This is a genomic window from Parabacteroides sp. KHUB-02 (genome assembly GCF_056640955.1).
On record NZ_JBWQEV010000001.1, the window covers coordinates 3,815,324 to 3,833,749 of the forward strand.

An 18,426-nucleotide genomic window follows, 5' to 3' on the forward strand; every position below is an offset into this window, starting at 1 on the left:
TGTAATACGGGGATTTGTTATGTATATTAAGATATTTCTCGTATATTACGCCCTATTAAAAACTAGATGAAATGTTTACCGGTTCGATGATGAAGTTGAAAAGCATATTATATGGGACGTTACCTTTTTACTATACCAAGGTGTTTGAGCCCTCTTCTCCTAAATTAGCGTATTATGATTATTTTCGAAAAAGAGGATATACACGTTATCCTTATGATTTCGCTGCGGAATATCTGGAGATGTCGATTGCCGTTCTGTGGGATAAGGAGAAAGAATTGCCTTATGTGATGCACCGGGGAAGTAAACGATTATATTTTCCGAGAGAGTATAGCACATCTAAGATCGAGAAATGCTATCGGGCTTTGTTGATCGAGCAAGACGTGAGGCATCCCCATCATTATGCGGATTCCGTGGAGGAGTTTAGGGGAAAGACACTCTTGGATATTGGTTCCGCTGAGGGATTTACCGCTCTGGATACCATCGAGGTTACTCGTTTTGTTTATCTTTTTGAATATGAGGATAAATGGATCGAGGCGCTTCAGGCTACTTTTGAGCCGTGGAAAGAGAAAACGATGATCGTAAAGAAATATATCAGCGATCATGACGATGACGTTAATGCTGCTTTGGATAATTTCTTGAAAGACAAGTCTCGAAAAGATATCTTCTTAAAAATGGATATAGAAGGTGCGGAATGTATGGCTTTACAGGGCTGTATGGAATTATTCGCGAAAGCGGATCACTTGGATTTCGCGATCTGTACGTATCATAAAGAAACTGATGTCGTCCAAATCCCGGCTTTTCTGGACCGGTTTAACTGTTCCTATTCATTTACCGATGGCTATATGTTCGTAAAACATAGTTTACGCAAATGCCTTGTCCGGGGAAGTTGTCAAGCTAGTTCCTGATAACTTTGAATCGTCTCCTTGCTGCCTTATTACCCGATATTCGTTACCTTTGCGAAAATATATATGTGGTATGAAAGAATTTAAGGTATTGATATCGGCTCTTTTCGTCTTGATACTTATGGCCTGCGGCGATAAGCGGACAGATGAGAGGATCGTCAGCGTGACGATTGAGCCGCAACGGTATTTTGCGGAGAAGATAGCCGGAGATAAATTTAAGATTAATTGTGTGGTTCCGGCGGGGCAAAGTCCGGAGACGTATGATCCTACGCCCCAGCAAATGGTGCAGGTGGGTAAAAGCCAAGGTTATTTAAGGATCGGATCGATCGGGTTCGAACAGGCTTGGATGGATAATATCCGGAATAATAATCCGGGACTCAAGGTTTTTGACCTGTCCGAAGGAATTGATTTACTTAAAAGCCCCGAGGAAGAAGAGGAACATGATCACCACCACCATCATCATCCCGGAGGCGTCGATCCGCATACGTGGAGCTCTATCTCTGGAGCGAAGGTGATCGCCAAGAACACTTTGGATGCCTTTGTGTCTTTGGACCCGGAGAATAAGGAATATTACCAAGCGAATTATGAACAACTGACGAAAGAAATCGGAGAAACGGAAAAGACCGTTTCCAGTTTGTTACATTCTCTTGACAATAAGACATTTATTATTTACCATCCGGCCCTGACCTATTTGGCCAACGAATATGGCTTGACCCAGCTTTGCATCGAGATGGACGGAAAAGAACCGTCTCCCGCACAATTAAAGGAACTGGTCGAGACCGCACGGGAACATAATGCGAAAGTCGTGTTTATCCAACGGGAGTTTGACCAGAAGAACGCCGAGTTGATCGCTAAAGAAACAGGTTGCCGTCTGATCCCGATCAATCCGCTGGATTACGATTGGAGTAAGGAAATGATTCATATCGCAAAATCGTTAGCCGATGGACAAGCTGATTGAGTTGAGAGAGGTTACCGCCGGATACGGTAATAAGATCGCCTTACGTAACGTAACGCTGGATGTGTGGAAAAATGATTTCTTGGGAATTATCGGACCGAATGGCGGCGGGAAAACGACGCTTTTAAAGGTGATACTAGGTTTATTGCCTCCTATTTCCGGAACGATTCGTTTTTACGATGAAAATGTAGAGGTTCCTTCCTTGAAGATCGGTTATCTACCCCAAATGAGCCAGATCGATAAGAAGTTTCCGATCTCCGTACGGGAAGTGATCTCTTCCGGTTTATCCGCGGAGAAACCTTTGTTCCGTCCATTCAATAGATCCCAGAGAGAGCGTGTAGACGAGGTGATCGTACAGATGGGATTGGAGGAGTTGGCGGGCAGGGCCATCGGTGAGCTTTCCGGTGGCCAGTTGCAGCGGGTCTTATTGGGGCGTTCTATTGTCTCCCGTCCGCAGGTGTTGATCTTGGATGAGCCTAATTCGTATGTGGATAAACGATTCGAGTCTCGTTTTTATCAGCTCTTGGAAGAGATCAATAAAGAGAGCGCTATCATCTTGGTTTCCCATGATATCGGTACGGTTTTGACGATGGTGAAAAATATCGCTTGCGTAAACGAGACTTTGCATTATCACCCGGGAGCGAATGTCTCCGAGGAATGGTTGGGCGAGAAATACGCTTGTCCGATCGAGTTGGTGGGGCATGGTGACTTGCCGCACCGAGTCTTGAAGAAACACCAACACGAATAATTCTTTTTCACGAATAACTCTATTTTTATGATACCACAAATCATTTGCTGGATAAGCTTGCCGGAGATCGGTTATATCGTAGGTATTGCCGTAATCCTGTTTGGATGTAAGGCCGTATCGCAAAACCCTTTCATCAGTAAGAAACAAAAGATTCTTTGGATGCTGACGATCCTGTTCTTGAATTGGATCGGGTTGTTGTGGTATTATTATACATTTTATATGAAAGAAAAATGAAGGACAGAAAGATATTGATAACCGGAGCGAGTGGTTTTATCGGCGGTTTCTTGGTAGAGGAAGCGCTTCGCCGTGGCTATGAGACGTGGGCGGGTATCCGTGCGGGTAGCAGTAAAGCGCATCTGCAAGATAAGCGGATTCATTTCATCGACTTGAAATATGGCGATCAGGAAGCGCTTACGGCTCAACTCTCAGACTTTGCCCGTGAGCATGGGGCATGGGATTATGTGATCCATAACGCCGGGTTGACGAAGACATTGGATAAGCGAAACTTTTTCCGTGTGAACGCCGAGAATACGCATCGATTTATCGAGGCTTTAGCCGCCGCCGGCTGCAAACCGAAGAAATTCCTCTTGATGAGCAGCCTAAGCAGCTATGGGCGAGGCGACGAGAAGACTTTCCGCCCGATACGCTTGGACGATCCGCAGCGGCCGGACACGGCTTATGGCCAAAGTAAGCTAGAGGCGGAGAACTACATCCGTAAACAAACCTATTTTCCTTACGTGATCTTGCGGCCTACAGGAGTATACGGGCCGGGTGAGAAGGATTATTTCATGGAAATACAAAGCGTAAAGTCGGGACTCGATTTCGCCGTAGGCGCTATTCCCCAGCGAATCACGTTTATCTATGTAAAAGATTTAGCGACCGTGGCCTTCCTTTCCCTTGAGAAAGAGGAGATAAAGAACCGGCATTATTTTGTAGCCGACGGAGATGTCTACACGGATGAGTCTTTTGCCCGTATGATACAAGATATCTTAGGAAAGAAGCGGGTATTGCATGCCCGTATACCGCTGGGATTGGTGCGTATCGCTTGCCACTGTTCAGAATGGATCGGTAAGTTGTTGAAGAAAAGTATGACGCTAAATAGTGATAAATACATCATCTTGAAGCAGCGTAACTGGATTTGCGATGTCACGCCTCTTCAAGATGATTTAGGTTTTATCCCGGCCTATCCTTTACGTAAAGGCTTGGAAGAAAGTATCGAATGGTATAAAAAGGAGGGGTGGTTGTAAGAATCACTCCACCTTCTCGATCTTACCGGAGCCCATTACCTTTTTTTGGATATCTTGGGGATCTCCTTTGTATTTTACGGAACCGCTACCGGCTATCTCTGCCTTGATTTTGTTTACGACAGAGGCTTCTATGTCTCCACTACCGGCAATCTTGCACTCAAGCTCATCCATGGTACAATCGAAAGCACGTACTGTACCGCTACCGGCGATCGAGAATTCAGCTATGCCTACGGTTCCCCCTAGAACGATCGTGTTAGACCCGGCCATATCCCCGTTTAATTCCTCACAATACACTTTATGGCCAACGAAATCTCCGCTACCGGCAATCTCTATCTTCAGGTTTGTAAAAGAGGCCGTATCGTGGAATTGGATAATTCCGCTACCGGCTAATCCTGCCTCGAACTCCTCGGCTTGTAGAGGGGAATTTATATTTACATGGGTACTGCCTGCCGCCGCTAGTTTCTTTAGATTGCGGGAGTTGGCCGTAACCATGAATTCGGTCGGACGGAAATTCGTATGTTTCCTGAATTCTTTTTTCGGACGGATCTTAAGCTTATGGTTCTCTACATTAAACTCATATTTCTCGAAGATATTCCGGTCTGTCTTTATTTCCAAACCTTCAGGAGCGTCGGATTGCGTGTAATTCACGACCATGCCTCCTCCCTCTAACTCAAGACAATCATACTCGGAAACCGGGATGTTTTCCGTGGTGATATTGCCGTCTCCTTTTATGGTTTGCGTAGGGATACAGCCTGTCGTAGAGAGGATCACCAGCAGACATAGGTATATAATTCTTGTTTTCATTCTTTTACTTCTTCTACGGTACCTTTACCGATTATTCTCTGTTGAACTGCTGTCGGGCCTTTATAACGGATATTTCCTTTACCGATTACGTTGGCCTTTAAATTATCGGTAGCATGTACTTCCGCTAAGCCATTGCCTGTTACTTTGCAACTTAGCTGAGGAACCGCTAACCCAAAAGCGTGTATATCACCACTGCTGACGATACTGTAGTCTCCTTCTTTCGCGTTACCTTTCTTGATCGTTATAGAGCCGGAGCCATCGATATCACATTCGATCTTGTCGGCTTCCAGATGATTGACAACCATATTTGCGCTACCGGATACATTCAAATCCAGTTTACCGACCGTAACTGTCTCTTTCAGTTGCACCAAGCTATTGGCGTTCGCCTTAATAACGGTCTCGTCTCCGGTAAGCGGACTGTTTACCATGAAGTTGGCATTCCCGGAAACTTTTGCGGCGGCAAGCCATTTAGAATTCGTCTTTACGATAAACTTCGTGAAATGATCTACCTTCGCTCCTTTGAAAGCGATGGTTAAGACACGATCCTTCACCTCGATATTGACATAGGGATGAAGATTCTGGTCTACGGTAACCTCCACGGTGGAAGGATCATCGGATTGCTCGTAATTGAAATCAATTACGCCATCCACCTTAATCTCGTTATAATCGGCGACAGAAATCTTTTTCGAGGTCAATTTACCATCGCCTTTTACATGATCTGCGGCCCAACCGGTAGTGACCCATCCTAGGAAAAATACCATTAATAAGATAGCCTTTGTTTTCATAAGTATCGTTTTTGTGATTCTACTTTTTAATTTAGACTCTATAAATAAAGAGTTGGTTACAAAAATAGCAAGAAAAAGCTACCGGATATCACATCTAGTAGCTTTTTTAAATTTGATAATGTGTGTATTGAAAAAAATGTGTGTGTTCGATCAATTTGCGCCTTGAATGGATCCAGAGCCGGACTTTGATTTATTCACGTTCGCCGGGCCTTTATAGCGGATGTCTCCACTGCCCGAAACCGATAGGTTCATGTTATCTTTGGCATAAACACGGGCATCTCCGCTACCGCTTACCGAGCAACTCAAATCATTGACAGATAAGTCGTATGCTTTTATATCTCCACTGCCCGATACGGAATAGCGGGCCTCGTCCGCCTTACCTTTCAAGGTGATGTCTCCGGAGCCTGAAACCTTGCTGGTAAGATTCTTGCAGTCCAAATCTTCAAAAACCAGATCGCCGGAGCCGGATACCGAGAACTCACCTAATCTTAATTTCACGTTATGTGGGAACTTTACGTCGCTGGAGCCGGAAATCTTGATTTCCAGTTGATCCTCGGAAAAAGCGTTCTGCGCCTCAAAATCCATCGGGCCGGAAGTCTTTAAGTATTTCAGAGTCTTCGAGCTTCCTTCGATTACATACTGGGTCGGTTTGATACGGGTCCCGTCTTGTATGCGGATAGCTAACCGTCCGTTATTGGATTTGATCGAGAGGAGTGGGAATAGATTCTCGTCGATCGTAATTTTCAATGAAGCGCTTCGTCCATGCGTATATTTGAATACCGGGAATTTCTTGTTGCTTCTATTTCCCCAAAAATTATTGCCGGAATATTCGATATTTCCACCCAGTTCGATCTCGCTATAGTTATCTACCGATATCTCTTTCGTAATTATATTCCCATTTCCTTCTACTTTACTAGCCTCTGCCATGAAGGCACAAAAGATGAGGGCTATTACAGCTACTAATTTTGTTTTCATCGTTCGTATGTATTAAATGTTTATTTGACTTTGCTGATCGAGCCAGAACCCATGATAGACTTACTGATCTCCGGATCTCCTTTATAATGGATCTCGCCACTACCTACGATATTAGCATCCAAGATTTGCGTGGCATATACGCTGATCTCGCCGCTGCTGGCGATATTACACTCTGCTTTACGTGCTTGGCAGTCAAAGGCTTTAATCTCACCACTTCCCGCTACATTGAATGAGGCACGATCTACGGTTCCTATTACCTCGATTTCCCCGCTGCTGGCGAGGCTGCAAGATAGGTTGTCCAGCTGTATATCCTTGGCGATGATATTTCCGCTACCGGCCATGTTACATTCAAGCTTGTAACCTTTTACGGGGCCTCTCAACTCAACGTTTCCACTACCGGCCATATTGATCTCCATCCGGTTTACTTTCGTCGGTTTGCTGATAATGAAACTGCCGGAACCTACCGTATTCAACTCTTTTAGTTCCTTGGAGTTGGATTTTATCTTGTAGACGGTCGGCCTCAAGTCGTAGGAGTTATTATTAAAACCTTTCTTGATAGATTTCGGATAGATCTTTAACGTACCGCCTTCTACTTCGGTCACGAGGTAATCAAATAAGTTCTCATCGATCGTTACGGATAGATAAGGCGCTTTATCCGACTGTTCATACTCGAAATCAGCGGAGCCGACGAACGTAATCTCGTCGTAATCGCTAATCTTTATCTCCCGGGTTTCCGGATTTCCATTTCCATCGATACGTCGGTCGGCGGCGAATCCGCAAACCGCGATCATCTGTATGCAGAATATAAAAAGTGATACTCTCGTCTTCATCGTCTTTAATTTTTTAGGTTCTTTTCTTAATAGACGAGCGAGTATCTGTAAGGGTTGCAGAAATAAGGGACTTTTTTCGAATAAGGATCAATTTATTCCGATTCTATCTAAAATGATTTCCCCTTTATCCTTTTTATTGAAGATAAAACGGATTTCCTTCAGTTGGTCGATGGATAGGCTATCTCCTTGATTGAAGGAGGATAACGGAATCTCTACATACTGTAGTACTTTCTCAGAAACCTTCTCTTTTCCCAGCGAGAGTAAAGTACTACATTTCGTTAGCTCTGGTTTTAATAACGGAGGAAGCACATAGAATGAAGAGAAATCTTTTTTTACGCTTGTTTCGCCAAACGTTAATTCAAACGTGAAATCTACCGCATCGATTGTATCCGAGTTATTCCCGATAAAGAAGAACAGATTCTTTACCGTGTTGATATCCAAAGAGGCTAAGGCCGCTGAATCTATTTGAAGCGTATATTCGGCCTGTTGGAGGGAATTCGTATCCTTTTTCTCCCATCCCAGATAAACAGCGGAGGTTAATTGGGATGTGCTCTCATCGTCTTTCAGTATTAAGGCTTCTTCTTTCCACGTTTTTAAGTTTTGCCCATGAATGCTACAGTCTTTCAATGTAGCTGTAGTTACATCCAGATCTTCTTCGTAATCGGCTATATATTTAAAACCGGAGTCTTCGTATTGGTTGAAATAATATCCTTTGGGAATGATAGCTTTCGCTAGGCGGTAATCTTTTAAGATCGATAGATTTTCTTTCTTGCCTTTTAATGAGGCGTCGAGAAATGCGGATATATAGGTTTGGGCGATCTTGCGTTGACCCTCACCGTCCATTAAAGGGGTCAGATTGAGGAGTGCCGAATAAGGGAAGGGCATATCTTTCCGCCCCCATACGGTGTTGAATTGTCCATGATTGGCCGCATAGATATATAATACGGACTTGAAATGGAAATTCGTATCCGTGAAGTGAAGGTTGTTATATTTTCGGCTTCCTGCCATGGAAAACACATCTTGATCATACCCTCCCTGTAAAAGTAGATAATCGATATTCTCCAGCTCCAAAGGCTTATCTTTGTGCATGCTATAAAATGCGGTTGGAGCGATCTCTACGATTCCTTTGATGGAGAAATTGAAGTTGAAATCCTGATTGGCATCCTTGTAATATCTTTTTTGCTTGTTGATCACGGTCGCTAGAGGAGCGGCTTGCCCTCCTCTGGAATGTCCGACAAGCGCTATATTATCCATATCAACCGTTTGGTAAAAGGGGGTGTCTTCTTGTTGGTTCCATTCTCTCCAGCATTCCAGATGCTTTAGGATTAGCCAAGCTCTCGTGAATATCTCATTATGGCTATAATCCCCACTCCAATTGCTGTTTAGGAAATTCTCGTCTATCGAGGCGGCGATGTACCCTTTGCTTGCTAATAAGGTAGCGATATATTCGTAGCCGGGGTCTGAATATTCTTGCATAAGATGGTTACCGTGTACGAATATAACCAGCGGGAAAGGGCCTTGGCCCTCAGGATACCATACTCGTCCGTTGATCGGGTAATTGGAGGCGTCGAATCCCCAAAAGATTTCTCTTATCCAATTATCGAATCCGGAAGTCTGGTCGAAAAAGGGAGTGGCATCTACAGAGGAGGTTTTTATATCGCATGAGTTTGCGTATTCATCCCTGTTTTTATCATCCCCATTTCCATATAGCAATGTTTTTACTGTATAGGTTCCTTCGATGGTAGGATCAGGAGCGTTAAATGTAGGGGCTTTTTGGTTCCAATAATTTTCCGAGACCGGGGTCGTATGATCAAATCCTTCATTAGCCAAGAAGTAAACAACGCATGTGTTTAGCCCTAATACGATCAATATCAATGTGATTGATACTTTCTTCTTGATACCGATGTAAACAGAGTATCCTATTAAAGCACCACAAAGCAGTTCGAATCCGATAAACATCCGGCTAGTATCCGGATAAGGAAGAAATCCGACTAATATATAAGTAGATAAACAGATTCCGACAAACCAAGGATTGAATAATCTTATGATCTTAAAGCCCCATGTGCTTAGTAAGGCGAGCAGGCTTGATAGAATGCCCACGGTTATCAATGCGATACTAAGATCCGCTATAGGCGATATTCCGATTTTCAGATAAGATAGGCTGATAATTACGAGGTATAAGGTAAAAGTAGCCAATGCTCCTATAGTTGCTCCTTTCCATGATTTTTGGGCGGTCTTGATCACGGTGGCTTCGCAAGCCTGTAAAAAGGAGAAGATTGTGTTTTTTGTCATTCTAATTTGATTTTTTAGTTTAGACGGTGAAAGTAGAGAAGCTGTTACAAATATAAGAGGATTTTTTTTATAATTTTGTGTTTGATAAGAATCAAACAAAGGAATATGAAGACACTTATACACACGGACAAGGAACAGATCGAATCGATTATCCGCCAGAGCGATGTTTGCTTTGTGGGCATGGCGGATACAGATGGAACGCCTTATGTATTACCGATGAATTTCGGTTATAAGGATGGCGTGATTTATTTACACTCGGCGCAGGATGGACGAAGCATCTCTATATTGGAACGTAATCCGAAAGTCTGTATTACGTTTAGTATTGACCATGCCTTGGTTTTCCAGCACCCGGAGGTAGCTTGTAGCTACCGTATGCGTTCGAAGAGCGTGATCGCTTGGGGAAAGGTCGCTTACGAAGAGGATTTCGACAAGAAGGTGGAAGCCTTGGATATTATCATGAAGCAATATTCCGATAAGACTTTCCGTTATAGCGATCCGGCGGTCCGTAACGTGAAGATTTGGACGGTAGATATAGACGAGGTCAGCTGTAAGGAATTTGGCGCTCCTCATAAGAAATCTTATTAAATCAATAAATGATATGAAAAAACTACTTCTTTTATTCGTTCTATGTCTTTGTTTTCCGGTGGTTGACAAGGCTTGTACCTCCATTATAATCACTGGAAAGGCTACTCCCGACGGGTGTCCGTTGATGTGGAAACACCGGGATACCGGCGCTCCGTATAACCATATCGGTTATTTTGACGAAGGTGGCTATCGTTTTCTGGGGCTGGTAAATAGCGATGATCCGGAGGGAGCCGTGTGGACCGGAAGCAATGAGACGGGCTTCTCTATCATGAATACGGCTTCTTATAACTTGAAAGACGATGATATAAAGGAGATGGATCAAGAGGGAAACTTGATGCGAAAAGCCTTGAGAGTCTGTAAGACGGTGCAGGATTTCGAGCATTTCTTGGATACCTTGCCTCGCCCGATGCGTGTGGAGGCTAATTTCGGAGTGATCGATGCTTATGGTGGCGCGGCTTATTATGAGACGAATAATGAGCGATATTATAAGAAAGACGCGAATGATCCGAATCTGGCGCCGGAAGGTTACTTGATTTATACGAATTTCTCTTTCGAGGGGCGTACGGATGAAGGCAAAGGATATGTACGTTATGAGAATGCGAAAAAGATCTTTAAGGAAATGCGGGACGGAGGATTTACTCCTCAGCGTATCTTTCAACAGGCTTCCCGCTCTTTTTATAATAGCTTGCTGGATATCGATTTGATGGACAAGGGACAAAGTCCGAACAATCGTACGGGTTGGTTTGTGGAGCAGGATTTCATCCCTCGTCTGGAAAGTACGGCCTCTATCGTAATCCAAGGCGTGAGATCCGGCATGAATCCGGAATTGACAACGATGTGGACTGCCTTGGGATATCCTCCTACCTCTGTCGCTATTCCTCTTTGGGTGAAAATGGGAAAGGAGCAAAGCGCTTTAGTTACTTACGACGCATCCTATAAAACAGCCCTATTAGATTGGTATTCTGTTCAATTACAGAAGAATGTCTACTCCATACATCGTGGTAACGGCCAAAAGTATTTGCATTGGCAACTGTTATGGAATGATGACCAATCTGGTTATATCCAACAGCTTCGTGCGGTAGAGAACCGGATTTTCGATTTATTCGACGCTCATAAGACGGAGTGGGAGCAAAATGGATTGGATACAAAGGAAATACAACGGCTGTATAAGGAAGTCGATAAGCTCGTAAATAAAGCCTTCTTGGGGCTTCAAAAATCATAACCATAAGGTATTTTGTTGATAGTGAAAAATACAGTAAGTATTTAAAATATACGTATTGATAATGTCTTTATAATCAGACTTATAAAAAGTTGATGATGTTTCCGGAAAAATATGTACGTGTTTTTCCGGAAACACGTACGAGAATTTGTGAAAACACGTACGTGTTTTGGGAAACAGATAATGAGGTTTTAAATGCATTTGGAAAAATGTACAATAACTATGTGGGAAATAAACACTGTATCCCCTTCTAATTATCGAAAGTTTTTAGGGTTATATCCCAACAGGCCTTTTTCTCAGTACTACTCCTTCCTTTGTAGAATATATACTTCAACTGCTCTAGGAGATATACTTCATAGGCCAAGGAAGTAGTACTTCTCGTGAATTCCGATTGTGCGCTTAGGAAAACTTGTGCAGTTGGCGTATTTCAAAAAGTTACGTATATTAGCGGTCTGAATCTAATATGAAAAACATGAGAAAACTATATTATTTAGTGATGATAAGTCTGGCTTCCATTTTGACCGCATGCGAGAATCGATCGGAAGAGTGGGACGTGGTGGATTTCGGAAACGATTGTACGGTTGGCTTGCAGGAACATTTGGAATGCAGATTCATTCCTTTGGAGACGAAGGATAGCGTGCTGTTAAAAGATCTCTACCGGGTTTGCTGGGTGGACGATCGTATTTTTGTATTCGATAGAAGTGATGAGATAAATGCGCTTTTTGTATTCAGTGATCAAGGAAATTTTATTACTCGTGTAGGCTTGCGGGGACAAGGGCCGAAAGAGTATCTTTATCTAACTCACTTTTTCGTGGATGAGAAAGAGCGAATCTTGACATTGGTGGATTTTGGTGGGACGGCCTTATTGCGTTATGATCTGGATACCTATCAATATATATCCACGCAAGATGTAGCTGATTATTTTGTGGACTGCGCCCCTTTAGATAAGGAGAATTGGATTTGGTATTATCCTTTGGAATTTGCGACACCGCAAAGGGAAAACTTCTATCTGAAAGCCACGGACAGGAAAGGAGAGCAAGACGCATTGTTGGGACCGGCTTATTTCACGTCCGGCCATACGATCAATGGGAGCAAGACGTTGCATGCCTTTGCTGGGAATTGGTATGCGCATTTCCCCTTTACCCCCGAAGTATGGAAAGTGAAGGACGGGATGTTGGAGCCTGCTTATAAAGTTCGCTTCGGAGATAAAAGTATGCCTCCTATCGAGTATGTCAAGGAGAAAGGGAGAGGCGGGAGAGATTTCTCTGGCGATCTGTTTCGCTCCGGCTATGTAAATTCTTTTGGGCTGCTGGAGACCGAACGGATCCTGCATGCGACCTATATGTGCGATAAGGTAACTTACTTCGGATTTTATGACAAGGATAGGAAAGAGGCATTCTCGTATGCGTTCCCCAACTTCATAAGGGCTACGGGGTTGACAGGCTTTTACGGTATTTGCGGAGTGTATAAAGATTATTTTATCGGGAAGATCAGTTCGACGGTGCTGTTGCGTAATCAGATACATTATGAGGATTTGAGACGGATAGCGGAGAATCGTACACAGGACGATAATCCGATCTTATGTTTATTTAAAATAGAAAGGTCATGAGAGTATTGTATGGGATTATTGTATTCTTCGCTTTGTTTCTTCTCGCTTGTTCCGATGCAGAAAGAGAAGAAAAACGGCTGGAGGGAAATTTGTTAATGAAAGGGGATTCTGGTGTATGCTATGATGGGATTGGTCTTACCGAGTCTTATTTGGTGTTGTTGGCTCGTGGGTGTGATACGATCATTCAAGTATTCGACAAAGATGATTTGTCGCACCTGCATGCGTTTGCGTTGAAAGGATATGGTGCCACTTATTTCTCTAATCCGGAGTTTATGAAGTCAAATACAAAAGAACCCGCCGGAAAGGATGAGTTCTGGATCGTGGATAACCAACTTACATTTAATAAGATGCAGGTGCTGGCGGATTCTTTGCGTTTTGATCGGAAATATATACTAATACCCGAACTTGTTCCCTCTACGCATTATAATGTCACCACGAAAGAAGTTTATGCGGTTCCGATCGTAGAGAAAAATGTTTATGGTCCTTTCTGTTATGCGAATCGGGAAGAGGGAATTTATTGGGTGGAGCCACCAAAAGTAGCAAGAACGTATCGTTCTTGTAAGCACGTCGCTTATTTGCCTAATCTTTGTGTGAATGAGCGGCAAAACAGTGTGGTTGCTGCCTTGCGCTTCTTTAATCGAATTGATTTTTACGATTTGAAGGGAACTTATCAAAGGAGCTTTACGTATGGGAAGGAGCCTATCGTGCCTTTATTGAAGAAAAATGACACCCAAGTGGATGTTCTTGGAACGACGAAATGCTTTATCGATATATGCGGTACGGATCAGTATGTATATTGCTTGTACGATGGTTCTGTGGATTTTTCTAATTTATCCACATTGCTGGTTCTTTCTTGGGATGGCCAATTAAAGAAACGATTGAATTTTGATCGTTCAATAAAGAGGATTGCCGTAGACCCTTCCGATGGTTTTCTGGTCGCCTTGGCTCTTGATGAAAGTGGAGCATTGGATGTGGTAAAATACCTGTTGTAAATGATATTCTTGACAGGCTGAAACTCCGTTTTCTCGAAAGCGAGTTTCTGATTGGAGATGTAAATAACTTGTGGAAGACAAGAATAGAGATTATCTCTGGAAAAATCAATCAGAAACGAATAAATGATGATGACGCAACTGGTGTTCAAAGACTTATGAGGAAACCCGATGAAAGCCTCGCCGATGCCAAAGTGCAGGGAAATGAAAGGTAACGAAGGCGAACGGTTTTCAAATCATTACCCGGTAACCGGATTAATTTATGGAGAGTCGGAGATTGTTTCCACTACCTGCCTCATTTTGCGTAGCGATGTATAACTCGCTGATAACTAATTTTGTAGCAAAAATAAAATTGGATTATGAGAAGTACATTCAAAGTGCTGTTTTACGTGAACGGCAGCAAGGAGAAAAACGGTGTTGTCCCGGTTATGGGACGAGTGACAATCAACGGTTCCGTAGCCCAGTTCAGTTGCAAGCAGACCATTTCCAAAGGGCTTTGGGACGCCAAGGGCAACCGGGCGAAAGGGAAAAGCAAGGAGGCGCGGGACATCAATCTCGCCCTGGACAACATCAAGGCCCAAATCATCAAGCACTATCAACGCCTTTCGGACAGGGAAGCGTTTGTTACCGCTGAAATGGTACGCAACGCCTTTCAGGGACTCGGTACGGAATACGAGACGCTGCTCGGTGCGTTCGACAAGGACAACGAGAGTTTCAGGAAGCGTATCGGCATAGACCGGGCAGAAGGCTCGTATCAAGTGCGTGTAAGATCAAGAAACCATCTGGCGGCGTTCATAAAGAAATGCTACAGGCGGAGTGACATTTCCATGCTCGAACTTACTCCCGACTTCATCAAGGAGTACGAAATCTACCTTTCCACTGATGCCGGACTTCATAACGCCAGTGTGTGGTCAAACTGCATGTGGCTGAAAACAATCGTGGCGAAGGCCCATTACAACGGGCAGACACCGAGGAACCCGTTTGCACAATACCCTGTCAACCAGAACGTCAAGGAACGGGAATACCTGACCGAAGACGAGATTAAGACGGTGATGACGCACGAGTTTATAAACAGGAAGCTGGCTTATATCCGTGATCTGTTTGTCTTCGCCAGCTTCACCGCCCTGTCCTTCGTGGATATAAAGGGACTGACTACCGATGACATTGTAGAGGTGAACGGGGAGAAATGGATATTGTCCAAACGGCACAAGACGAAAGTGCCCTTCCAAGTAAAACTGCTCGATATTCCCTTGCAGATAATCAGGCGTTACGAGAGGTTTCAGGAGGACCATTTCGTATTCCCCAACCTGAACTACTGGTCTATCTGCAAACCCTTGAAACAGATGATAAAAGAGTGCGGTATCACGAAAGAAATCTCATTTCATTCATCCCGCCATGGATTCGCAACGTTGGCTTTGAGCAAGGGTGTCCCCATCGAAAGTGTAAGTCGGGTATTGGGGCACACGAACATCGTCACTACGCAGAAGTATTGTAAGGTAACCACAGAGAAAATCGACAAGGATCTGACAATGTTCGGTGACCGTCTTAATCAGTCGTTCCATGAAGTTTCAATAGCGATGTGATGGAAAGGGCGGTTATGACCATCAGCGAAAGTGTGTGAATATTTCAAGTGGTAAAGTGCGGATGTCAAGGAGAGAACTTGTGGAGTTGTTCGGGATCATTGTCCCGAGGCTCCATGCCACCATCAAAGTGATATATATTCCCTATAACTCCCATAGTTCAACTCCCGGAGCATCTGCTATCTTCTCCTGCATACGGAAAGAAGGGGATTCAAGTATTCTCACCAATTTGTCATGGCTCATTCCCAGCTTGTTGGATAACGTTTCAATAATATAGCCATTCCTGATTATAACGGATACTATACATTCATTCAGATAGCCATTCATTTGCGATAGGACAAGAGAAGAGGCTGTCTCAAAATGAAAAACAGAGATAGTCTTACTTATAATCTATAAGTTACAACATAAAAATCTCCTGTTTTTAGTCCTATAATTGAAGTAATTAAGGGCTAAAGCAGGAGATTTTTTATTTCAAAGTTTCAATCTATAAGATTTTTACTTTTGCAATTCTATTTTGAGACAGCCTCTTCTTCCAAATCAAGGAACATTCGCTTATTTTTCATCTAATGTGAAATCTCCGGACGGTTTGAAGTGGGGAATATTATGAGCCGGAACAATCATGGTAATATTTCTGCTGATATTCCGGGCCACTTTCTCTGCACGGTGTTTCAGTGTAAAAGAACCGAATCCTCTCAAATATACATTCTCACCGTTCATAAGTGATTTTTTAACACCATCCATGAATCCTTCCACTATCTGAAGTACTTCTTTTCGGCCTACTCCCGTTTTTAGGGAAATCTCATTCACAATTTCTAATTTAGTCATAATCTTATCTATTTTTTACTGTTGCAAACATACATAAATTCATCCAATACCAGAAAATATCCGGATAAGACTAAAATAGCTGAGAATTATTGATGAAACACGGCTGTAAACGTTGGAGAGGGACGGCAGCGAGGAGGTTTCCGTATAGACACAGAAAAGGCCCCTGCCGTCCTCCGAAAAACGGATTTTGGCAGGGGCTTCCGTATGGTGTGATGAATAGACTTTCCGGTTATTCCACGGTGACGGACTTGGCGAGTTTTCTCGGCCGGTCAACGTTCTTTCCCTTGTTGACGGCAATATAATAGGCCAAAAGCTGCAGCGGTACGGCCGACACGATGGGGGTCAGGCATTCAAGCACTTCGGGTATCTCCAGGCAGTAGTCGACGATATATTCCATCGACGGTTGCCCTTGCTGACGATGACCAAGCCACCCCTTAACTTCACCCGTTGCACGTTGCTGATGATTTTGTCGTACAGCGAATCACTCGGGGCGATGATGGCCGTCGGCATCTCGTTGTCATGAGGGCTATCAGCCTGTGCTTCATCTCTGCCACAGGATAGCCTTCCGCATGGATATAGGATGTTTCCTTCGATGTCCTTGCCCTCCACACCCGCCTCTGAGTCGGCGGCCTTTCCTCTCGATTTGTACACGTTCAGTGTACCGTCCTTTTTGCCGATGGCAACCCCGGCGCTGTCATATCCCCTATACTCCAAACGGTGAAGCCCGTGAATGAGAATATCATACGCCCGTTCTTTCCCAATATATCCTACTATTCCGCACATGTTAATGTTCCCATAAAAAGTATATCCGACAGCGGTAAAAAAGCGATGCCGGATATACTATCTATCTTTCTTTTTATCCTATCAATTGCTGCTTCCTGTATGGTTACGGTTGGCAGTTACGGCAGATACCGTTACTGAACCATAATTGGTGCCGCTTACGGATGTACCGGAAACTCTGACTGTGACATTGTTTCTCTCCTGGGTTCCTACCATTTGCAGGATAGTACCAATAGGCAAAGTTACGTTTACAGGATATGAGCCTTCAACGTTCTTTACCGTCGCTCCGTAGAGACGGGCGAGATGTTCAATCAGCAATGCTTCCAATACAGTTGTGCCACGTGATGTGATTTCCGTACCCACTTTATACGTATAGGATACATTACCCACTTGCATATCATTGGAGCCATAAAGATTATCCCATTTATTTTGTGCAAAACTAATGGACTCCGAACCCTTAGACACGGATACGCCGACATTAAGGAACAAACCATAAGAGGTGAACTCGGTCGCTGAAATAATCACTTTCCCACCTTCAACACGGCTATCAACCGATTGCCATGCACCGTTTTCATATTTCTTTGTCTCCACGTTGGCCGTCATGCTCTCATCTATTTCAAAACCCAGATTAATGGCCTTTGATAGAGTCACATTGGCACCACATGATATGGAGGCTCCGACAAGCAACGTCCCACCATCGGCACGGGAAATAGCTTTGGTTCGTACAACGTTGGCCTCATTCTCCGCATAAATAGGAGTAATCTCTATTTTCGTATCGGAAGAGACTACATCTTCCGGAACGGAGGCTGTTATCTGAACTTGTGCCTTCTCATTGTTTTCAAGTGACTCGGCACTGACTGTACCTTCTCCACCCTCATTGACCGTGACATTTATCTCCGTGGAGCGGTCTTCCGGCAAACTGGTGTTCCATATCACGTTTTGGGTTTGAGAGGATGACTCCACTACCACTGTTCCGTTCCGGGATATTTTCCCATTGGCGGCAGCACTTATGGAATGACTTCCTGCGGCAACCTCCGAGAAGAGATAGACGCCGTTCGCATCGGTGGTAACAGTCGTATTGTCAAGGGAAACGGTTGCTCCGGAAATAGGGTTTCCGTTGATGGACGAGATGACACCTGAGATGGTGTTGGGTGCGATTTCTACAGTAGGCGGGGTTACATTACTGTAATCAGGGTCATCGTCACTGCAAGAAACAAATCCTGTGGTCAAAGCCACGCCGAGGAGCATGTATGCCCCTGCACGAAAAGATAACTTCATAATAAATTATAATTTAATGAATA

General features: G+C 43.9%; 17 protein-coding genes and 1 pseudogene. 10 read left to right on the forward strand and 8 right to left on the reverse strand.

Features of this window, described 5'->3' with window-relative positions:
* The first annotated feature begins 86 nt into the window (after positions 1-86).
* The 5 genes from ACYIA1_RS16405 (at position 87) to ACYIA1_RS16425 (ending at position 3,852) form a co-directional block, all read left to right on the forward strand.
* Positions 87-905, forward strand: a complete 819-nt coding sequence (locus tag ACYIA1_RS16405) for an FkbM family methyltransferase (RefSeq protein ID WP_227793785.1) — start codon at positions 87-89, stop codon at positions 903-905.
* A 70-nt stretch (positions 906-975) separates the two neighbouring features.
* Positions 976-1,860, forward strand: coding sequence for a metal ABC transporter solute-binding protein, Zn/Mn family (locus ACYIA1_RS16410; protein ID WP_005863620.1), 885 nt, complete (start codon positions 976-978; stop codon positions 1,858-1,860).
* Positions 1,844-2,605, forward strand: coding sequence for a metal ABC transporter ATP-binding protein (locus tag ACYIA1_RS16415; RefSeq protein ID WP_008773137.1), 762 nt, complete (start codon positions 1,844-1,846; stop codon positions 2,603-2,605). The genes ACYIA1_RS16410 and ACYIA1_RS16415 overlap by 17 nt, the downstream gene beginning before the upstream one ends.
* A gap of 27 nt (positions 2,606-2,632) precedes the next feature.
* Entirely contained in the window at positions 2,633-2,839 is a 207-nt protein-coding gene (locus ACYIA1_RS16420; protein ID WP_005860253.1) for a hypothetical protein, read from the forward strand.
* Entirely contained in the window at positions 2,836-3,852 is a 1,017-nt protein-coding gene (locus ACYIA1_RS16425; protein WP_005863616.1) for an NAD-dependent epimerase/dehydratase family protein, read from the forward strand. Before ACYIA1_RS16420 ends, ACYIA1_RS16425 begins: the two co-directional genes overlap by 4 nt.
* Positions 3,853-3,855: 3 nt before the next feature.
* On the opposite strand, the gene ACYIA1_RS16430 is transcribed toward ACYIA1_RS16425, so the two are convergent.
* The 5 genes from ACYIA1_RS16430 to ACYIA1_RS16450 all read right to left on the reverse strand — a co-directional run bounded on the left by ACYIA1_RS16430 (position 3,856) and on the right by ACYIA1_RS16450 (position 9,538).
* Positions 3,856-4,656 carry a head GIN domain-containing protein gene (locus tag ACYIA1_RS16430; protein ID WP_005863614.1) on the reverse strand — a complete coding sequence of 267 codons (801 nt, stop codon included), beginning with the start codon at positions 4,654-4,656 and terminating at the stop codon, positions 3,856-3,858.
* Positions 4,653-5,441: a head GIN domain-containing protein gene (locus ACYIA1_RS16435; RefSeq protein WP_005863612.1), complete on the reverse strand. Its 789-nt coding sequence runs from the start codon at positions 5,439-5,441 to the stop codon at positions 4,653-4,655. Before ACYIA1_RS16435 ends, ACYIA1_RS16430 begins: the two co-directional genes overlap by 4 nt.
* Positions 5,442-5,591: 150 nt before the next feature.
* On the reverse strand, positions 5,592-6,416 hold the full coding sequence (locus ACYIA1_RS16440) for a head GIN domain-containing protein (RefSeq protein ID WP_005863610.1): 825 nt from the start codon (positions 6,414-6,416) through the stop codon (positions 5,592-5,594).
* A gap of 20 nt (positions 6,417-6,436) precedes the next feature.
* A complete protein-coding gene (locus tag ACYIA1_RS16445; RefSeq protein ID WP_005863609.1) occupies positions 6,437-7,246 on the reverse strand; it encodes a head GIN domain-containing protein in 810 nt (269 codons plus the stop codon).
* Between the two features lie 87 nt (positions 7,247-7,333).
* Positions 7,334-9,538: an alpha/beta hydrolase family protein gene (locus ACYIA1_RS16450; protein WP_005863606.1), complete on the reverse strand. Its 2,205-nt coding sequence runs from the start codon at positions 9,536-9,538 to the stop codon at positions 7,334-7,336.
* 105 nt (positions 9,539-9,643) lie between these two features.
* On the opposite strand from ACYIA1_RS16450, the gene ACYIA1_RS16455 reads away from it, so the two are divergent.
* From ACYIA1_RS16455 to ACYIA1_RS16475, 5 genes are all read left to right on the forward strand, one after another.
* Positions 9,644-10,123 (forward strand): pyridoxamine 5'-phosphate oxidase family protein, encoded by a 480-nt coding sequence (locus ACYIA1_RS16455; RefSeq protein ID WP_005860241.1) that lies wholly within the window; start codon positions 9,644-9,646, stop codon positions 10,121-10,123.
* Positions 10,124-10,136: 13 nt separating this feature from the next.
* Positions 10,137-11,345, forward strand: a complete 1,209-nt coding sequence (locus ACYIA1_RS16460; protein ID WP_005863604.1) for a C45 family peptidase — start codon at positions 10,137-10,139, stop codon at positions 11,343-11,345.
* Between the two features lie 469 nt (positions 11,346-11,814).
* Positions 11,815-12,951, forward strand: coding sequence for a 6-bladed beta-propeller (locus ACYIA1_RS16465; RefSeq protein WP_480335915.1), 1,137 nt, complete (start codon positions 11,815-11,817; stop codon positions 12,949-12,951).
* Complete coding sequence (locus ACYIA1_RS16470; protein ID WP_005863599.1) at positions 12,948-13,943, forward strand: hypothetical protein; 996 nt, start codon at positions 12,948-12,950, stop codon at positions 13,941-13,943. The genes ACYIA1_RS16465 and ACYIA1_RS16470 overlap by 4 nt, the downstream gene beginning before the upstream one ends.
* A 353-nt stretch (positions 13,944-14,296) precedes the next feature.
* Positions 14,297-15,523, forward strand: coding sequence for a site-specific integrase (locus tag ACYIA1_RS16475; RefSeq protein ID WP_480336323.1), 1,227 nt, complete (start codon positions 14,297-14,299; stop codon positions 15,521-15,523).
* A gap of 549 nt (positions 15,524-16,072) precedes the next feature.
* Here ACYIA1_RS16475 and ACYIA1_RS16480 read toward each other — a convergent pair.
* From ACYIA1_RS16480 to ACYIA1_RS16490, 3 genes and pseudogenes are all read right to left on the reverse strand, one after another.
* On the reverse strand, positions 16,073-16,345 hold the full coding sequence (locus ACYIA1_RS16480; protein ID WP_480335918.1) for an HU family DNA-binding protein: 273 nt from the start codon (positions 16,343-16,345) through the stop codon (positions 16,073-16,075).
* Between the two features lie 229 nt (positions 16,346-16,574).
* Positions 16,575-16,935, reverse strand: a pseudogene (locus ACYIA1_RS16485) (SIS domain-containing protein); the annotation flags it as partial.
* Positions 16,936-17,209: 274 nt separating this feature from the next.
* Entirely contained in the window at positions 17,210-18,403 is a 1,194-nt protein-coding gene (locus ACYIA1_RS16490; RefSeq protein ID WP_480335920.1) for a carboxypeptidase-like regulatory domain-containing protein, read from the reverse strand.
* Positions 18,404-18,426: the final 23 nt, after the last annotated feature.

Excerpts from the sequence above, each read along its gene's own strand:
- ACYIA1_RS16405 (WP_227793785.1), top strand. The coding sequence starts at position 87 with ATGATGAAGTTGAAAAGCATATTATATGGGACGTTACCTTTTTACTAT.
- ACYIA1_RS16410 (WP_005863620.1), top strand. The coding sequence starts at position 976 with ATGAAAGAATTTAAGGTATTGATATCGGCTCTTTTCGTCTTGATACTT.
- ACYIA1_RS16415 (WP_008773137.1), top strand. The coding sequence starts at position 1,844 with ATGGACAAGCTGATTGAGTTGAGAGAGGTTACCGCCGGATACGGTAAT.
- ACYIA1_RS16420 (WP_005860253.1), top strand. The coding sequence starts at position 2,633 with ATGATACCACAAATCATTTGCTGGATAAGCTTGCCGGAGATCGGTTAT.
- ACYIA1_RS16425 (WP_005863616.1), top strand. The coding sequence starts at position 2,836 with ATGAAGGACAGAAAGATATTGATAACCGGAGCGAGTGGTTTTATCGGC.
- ACYIA1_RS16430 (WP_005863614.1), bottom strand. The coding sequence starts at position 4,656 with ATGAAAACAAGAATTATATACCTATGTCTGCTGGTGATCCTCTCTACG.
- ACYIA1_RS16435 (WP_005863612.1), bottom strand. The coding sequence starts at position 5,441 with ATGAAAACAAAGGCTATCTTATTAATGGTATTTTTCCTAGGATGGGTC.
- ACYIA1_RS16440 (WP_005863610.1), bottom strand. The coding sequence starts at position 6,416 with ATGAAAACAAAATTAGTAGCTGTAATAGCCCTCATCTTTTGTGCCTTC.
- ACYIA1_RS16445 (WP_005863609.1), bottom strand. The coding sequence starts at position 7,246 with ATGAAGACGAGAGTATCACTTTTTATATTCTGCATACAGATGATCGCG.
- ACYIA1_RS16450 (WP_005863606.1), bottom strand. The coding sequence starts at position 9,538 with ATGACAAAAAACACAATCTTCTCCTTTTTACAGGCTTGCGAAGCCACC.
- ACYIA1_RS16455 (WP_005860241.1), top strand. The coding sequence starts at position 9,644 with ATGAAGACACTTATACACACGGACAAGGAACAGATCGAATCGATTATC.
- ACYIA1_RS16460 (WP_005863604.1), top strand. The coding sequence starts at position 10,137 with ATGAAAAAACTACTTCTTTTATTCGTTCTATGTCTTTGTTTTCCGGTG.
- ACYIA1_RS16465 (WP_480335915.1), top strand. The coding sequence starts at position 11,815 with ATGAGAAAACTATATTATTTAGTGATGATAAGTCTGGCTTCCATTTTG.
- ACYIA1_RS16470 (WP_005863599.1), top strand. The coding sequence starts at position 12,948 with ATGAGAGTATTGTATGGGATTATTGTATTCTTCGCTTTGTTTCTTCTC.
- ACYIA1_RS16480 (WP_480335918.1), bottom strand. The coding sequence starts at position 16,345 with ATGACTAAATTAGAAATTGTGAATGAGATTTCCCTAAAAACGGGAGTA.
- ACYIA1_RS16490 (WP_480335920.1), bottom strand. The coding sequence starts at position 18,403 with ATGAAGTTATCTTTTCGTGCAGGGGCATACATGCTCCTCGGCGTGGCT.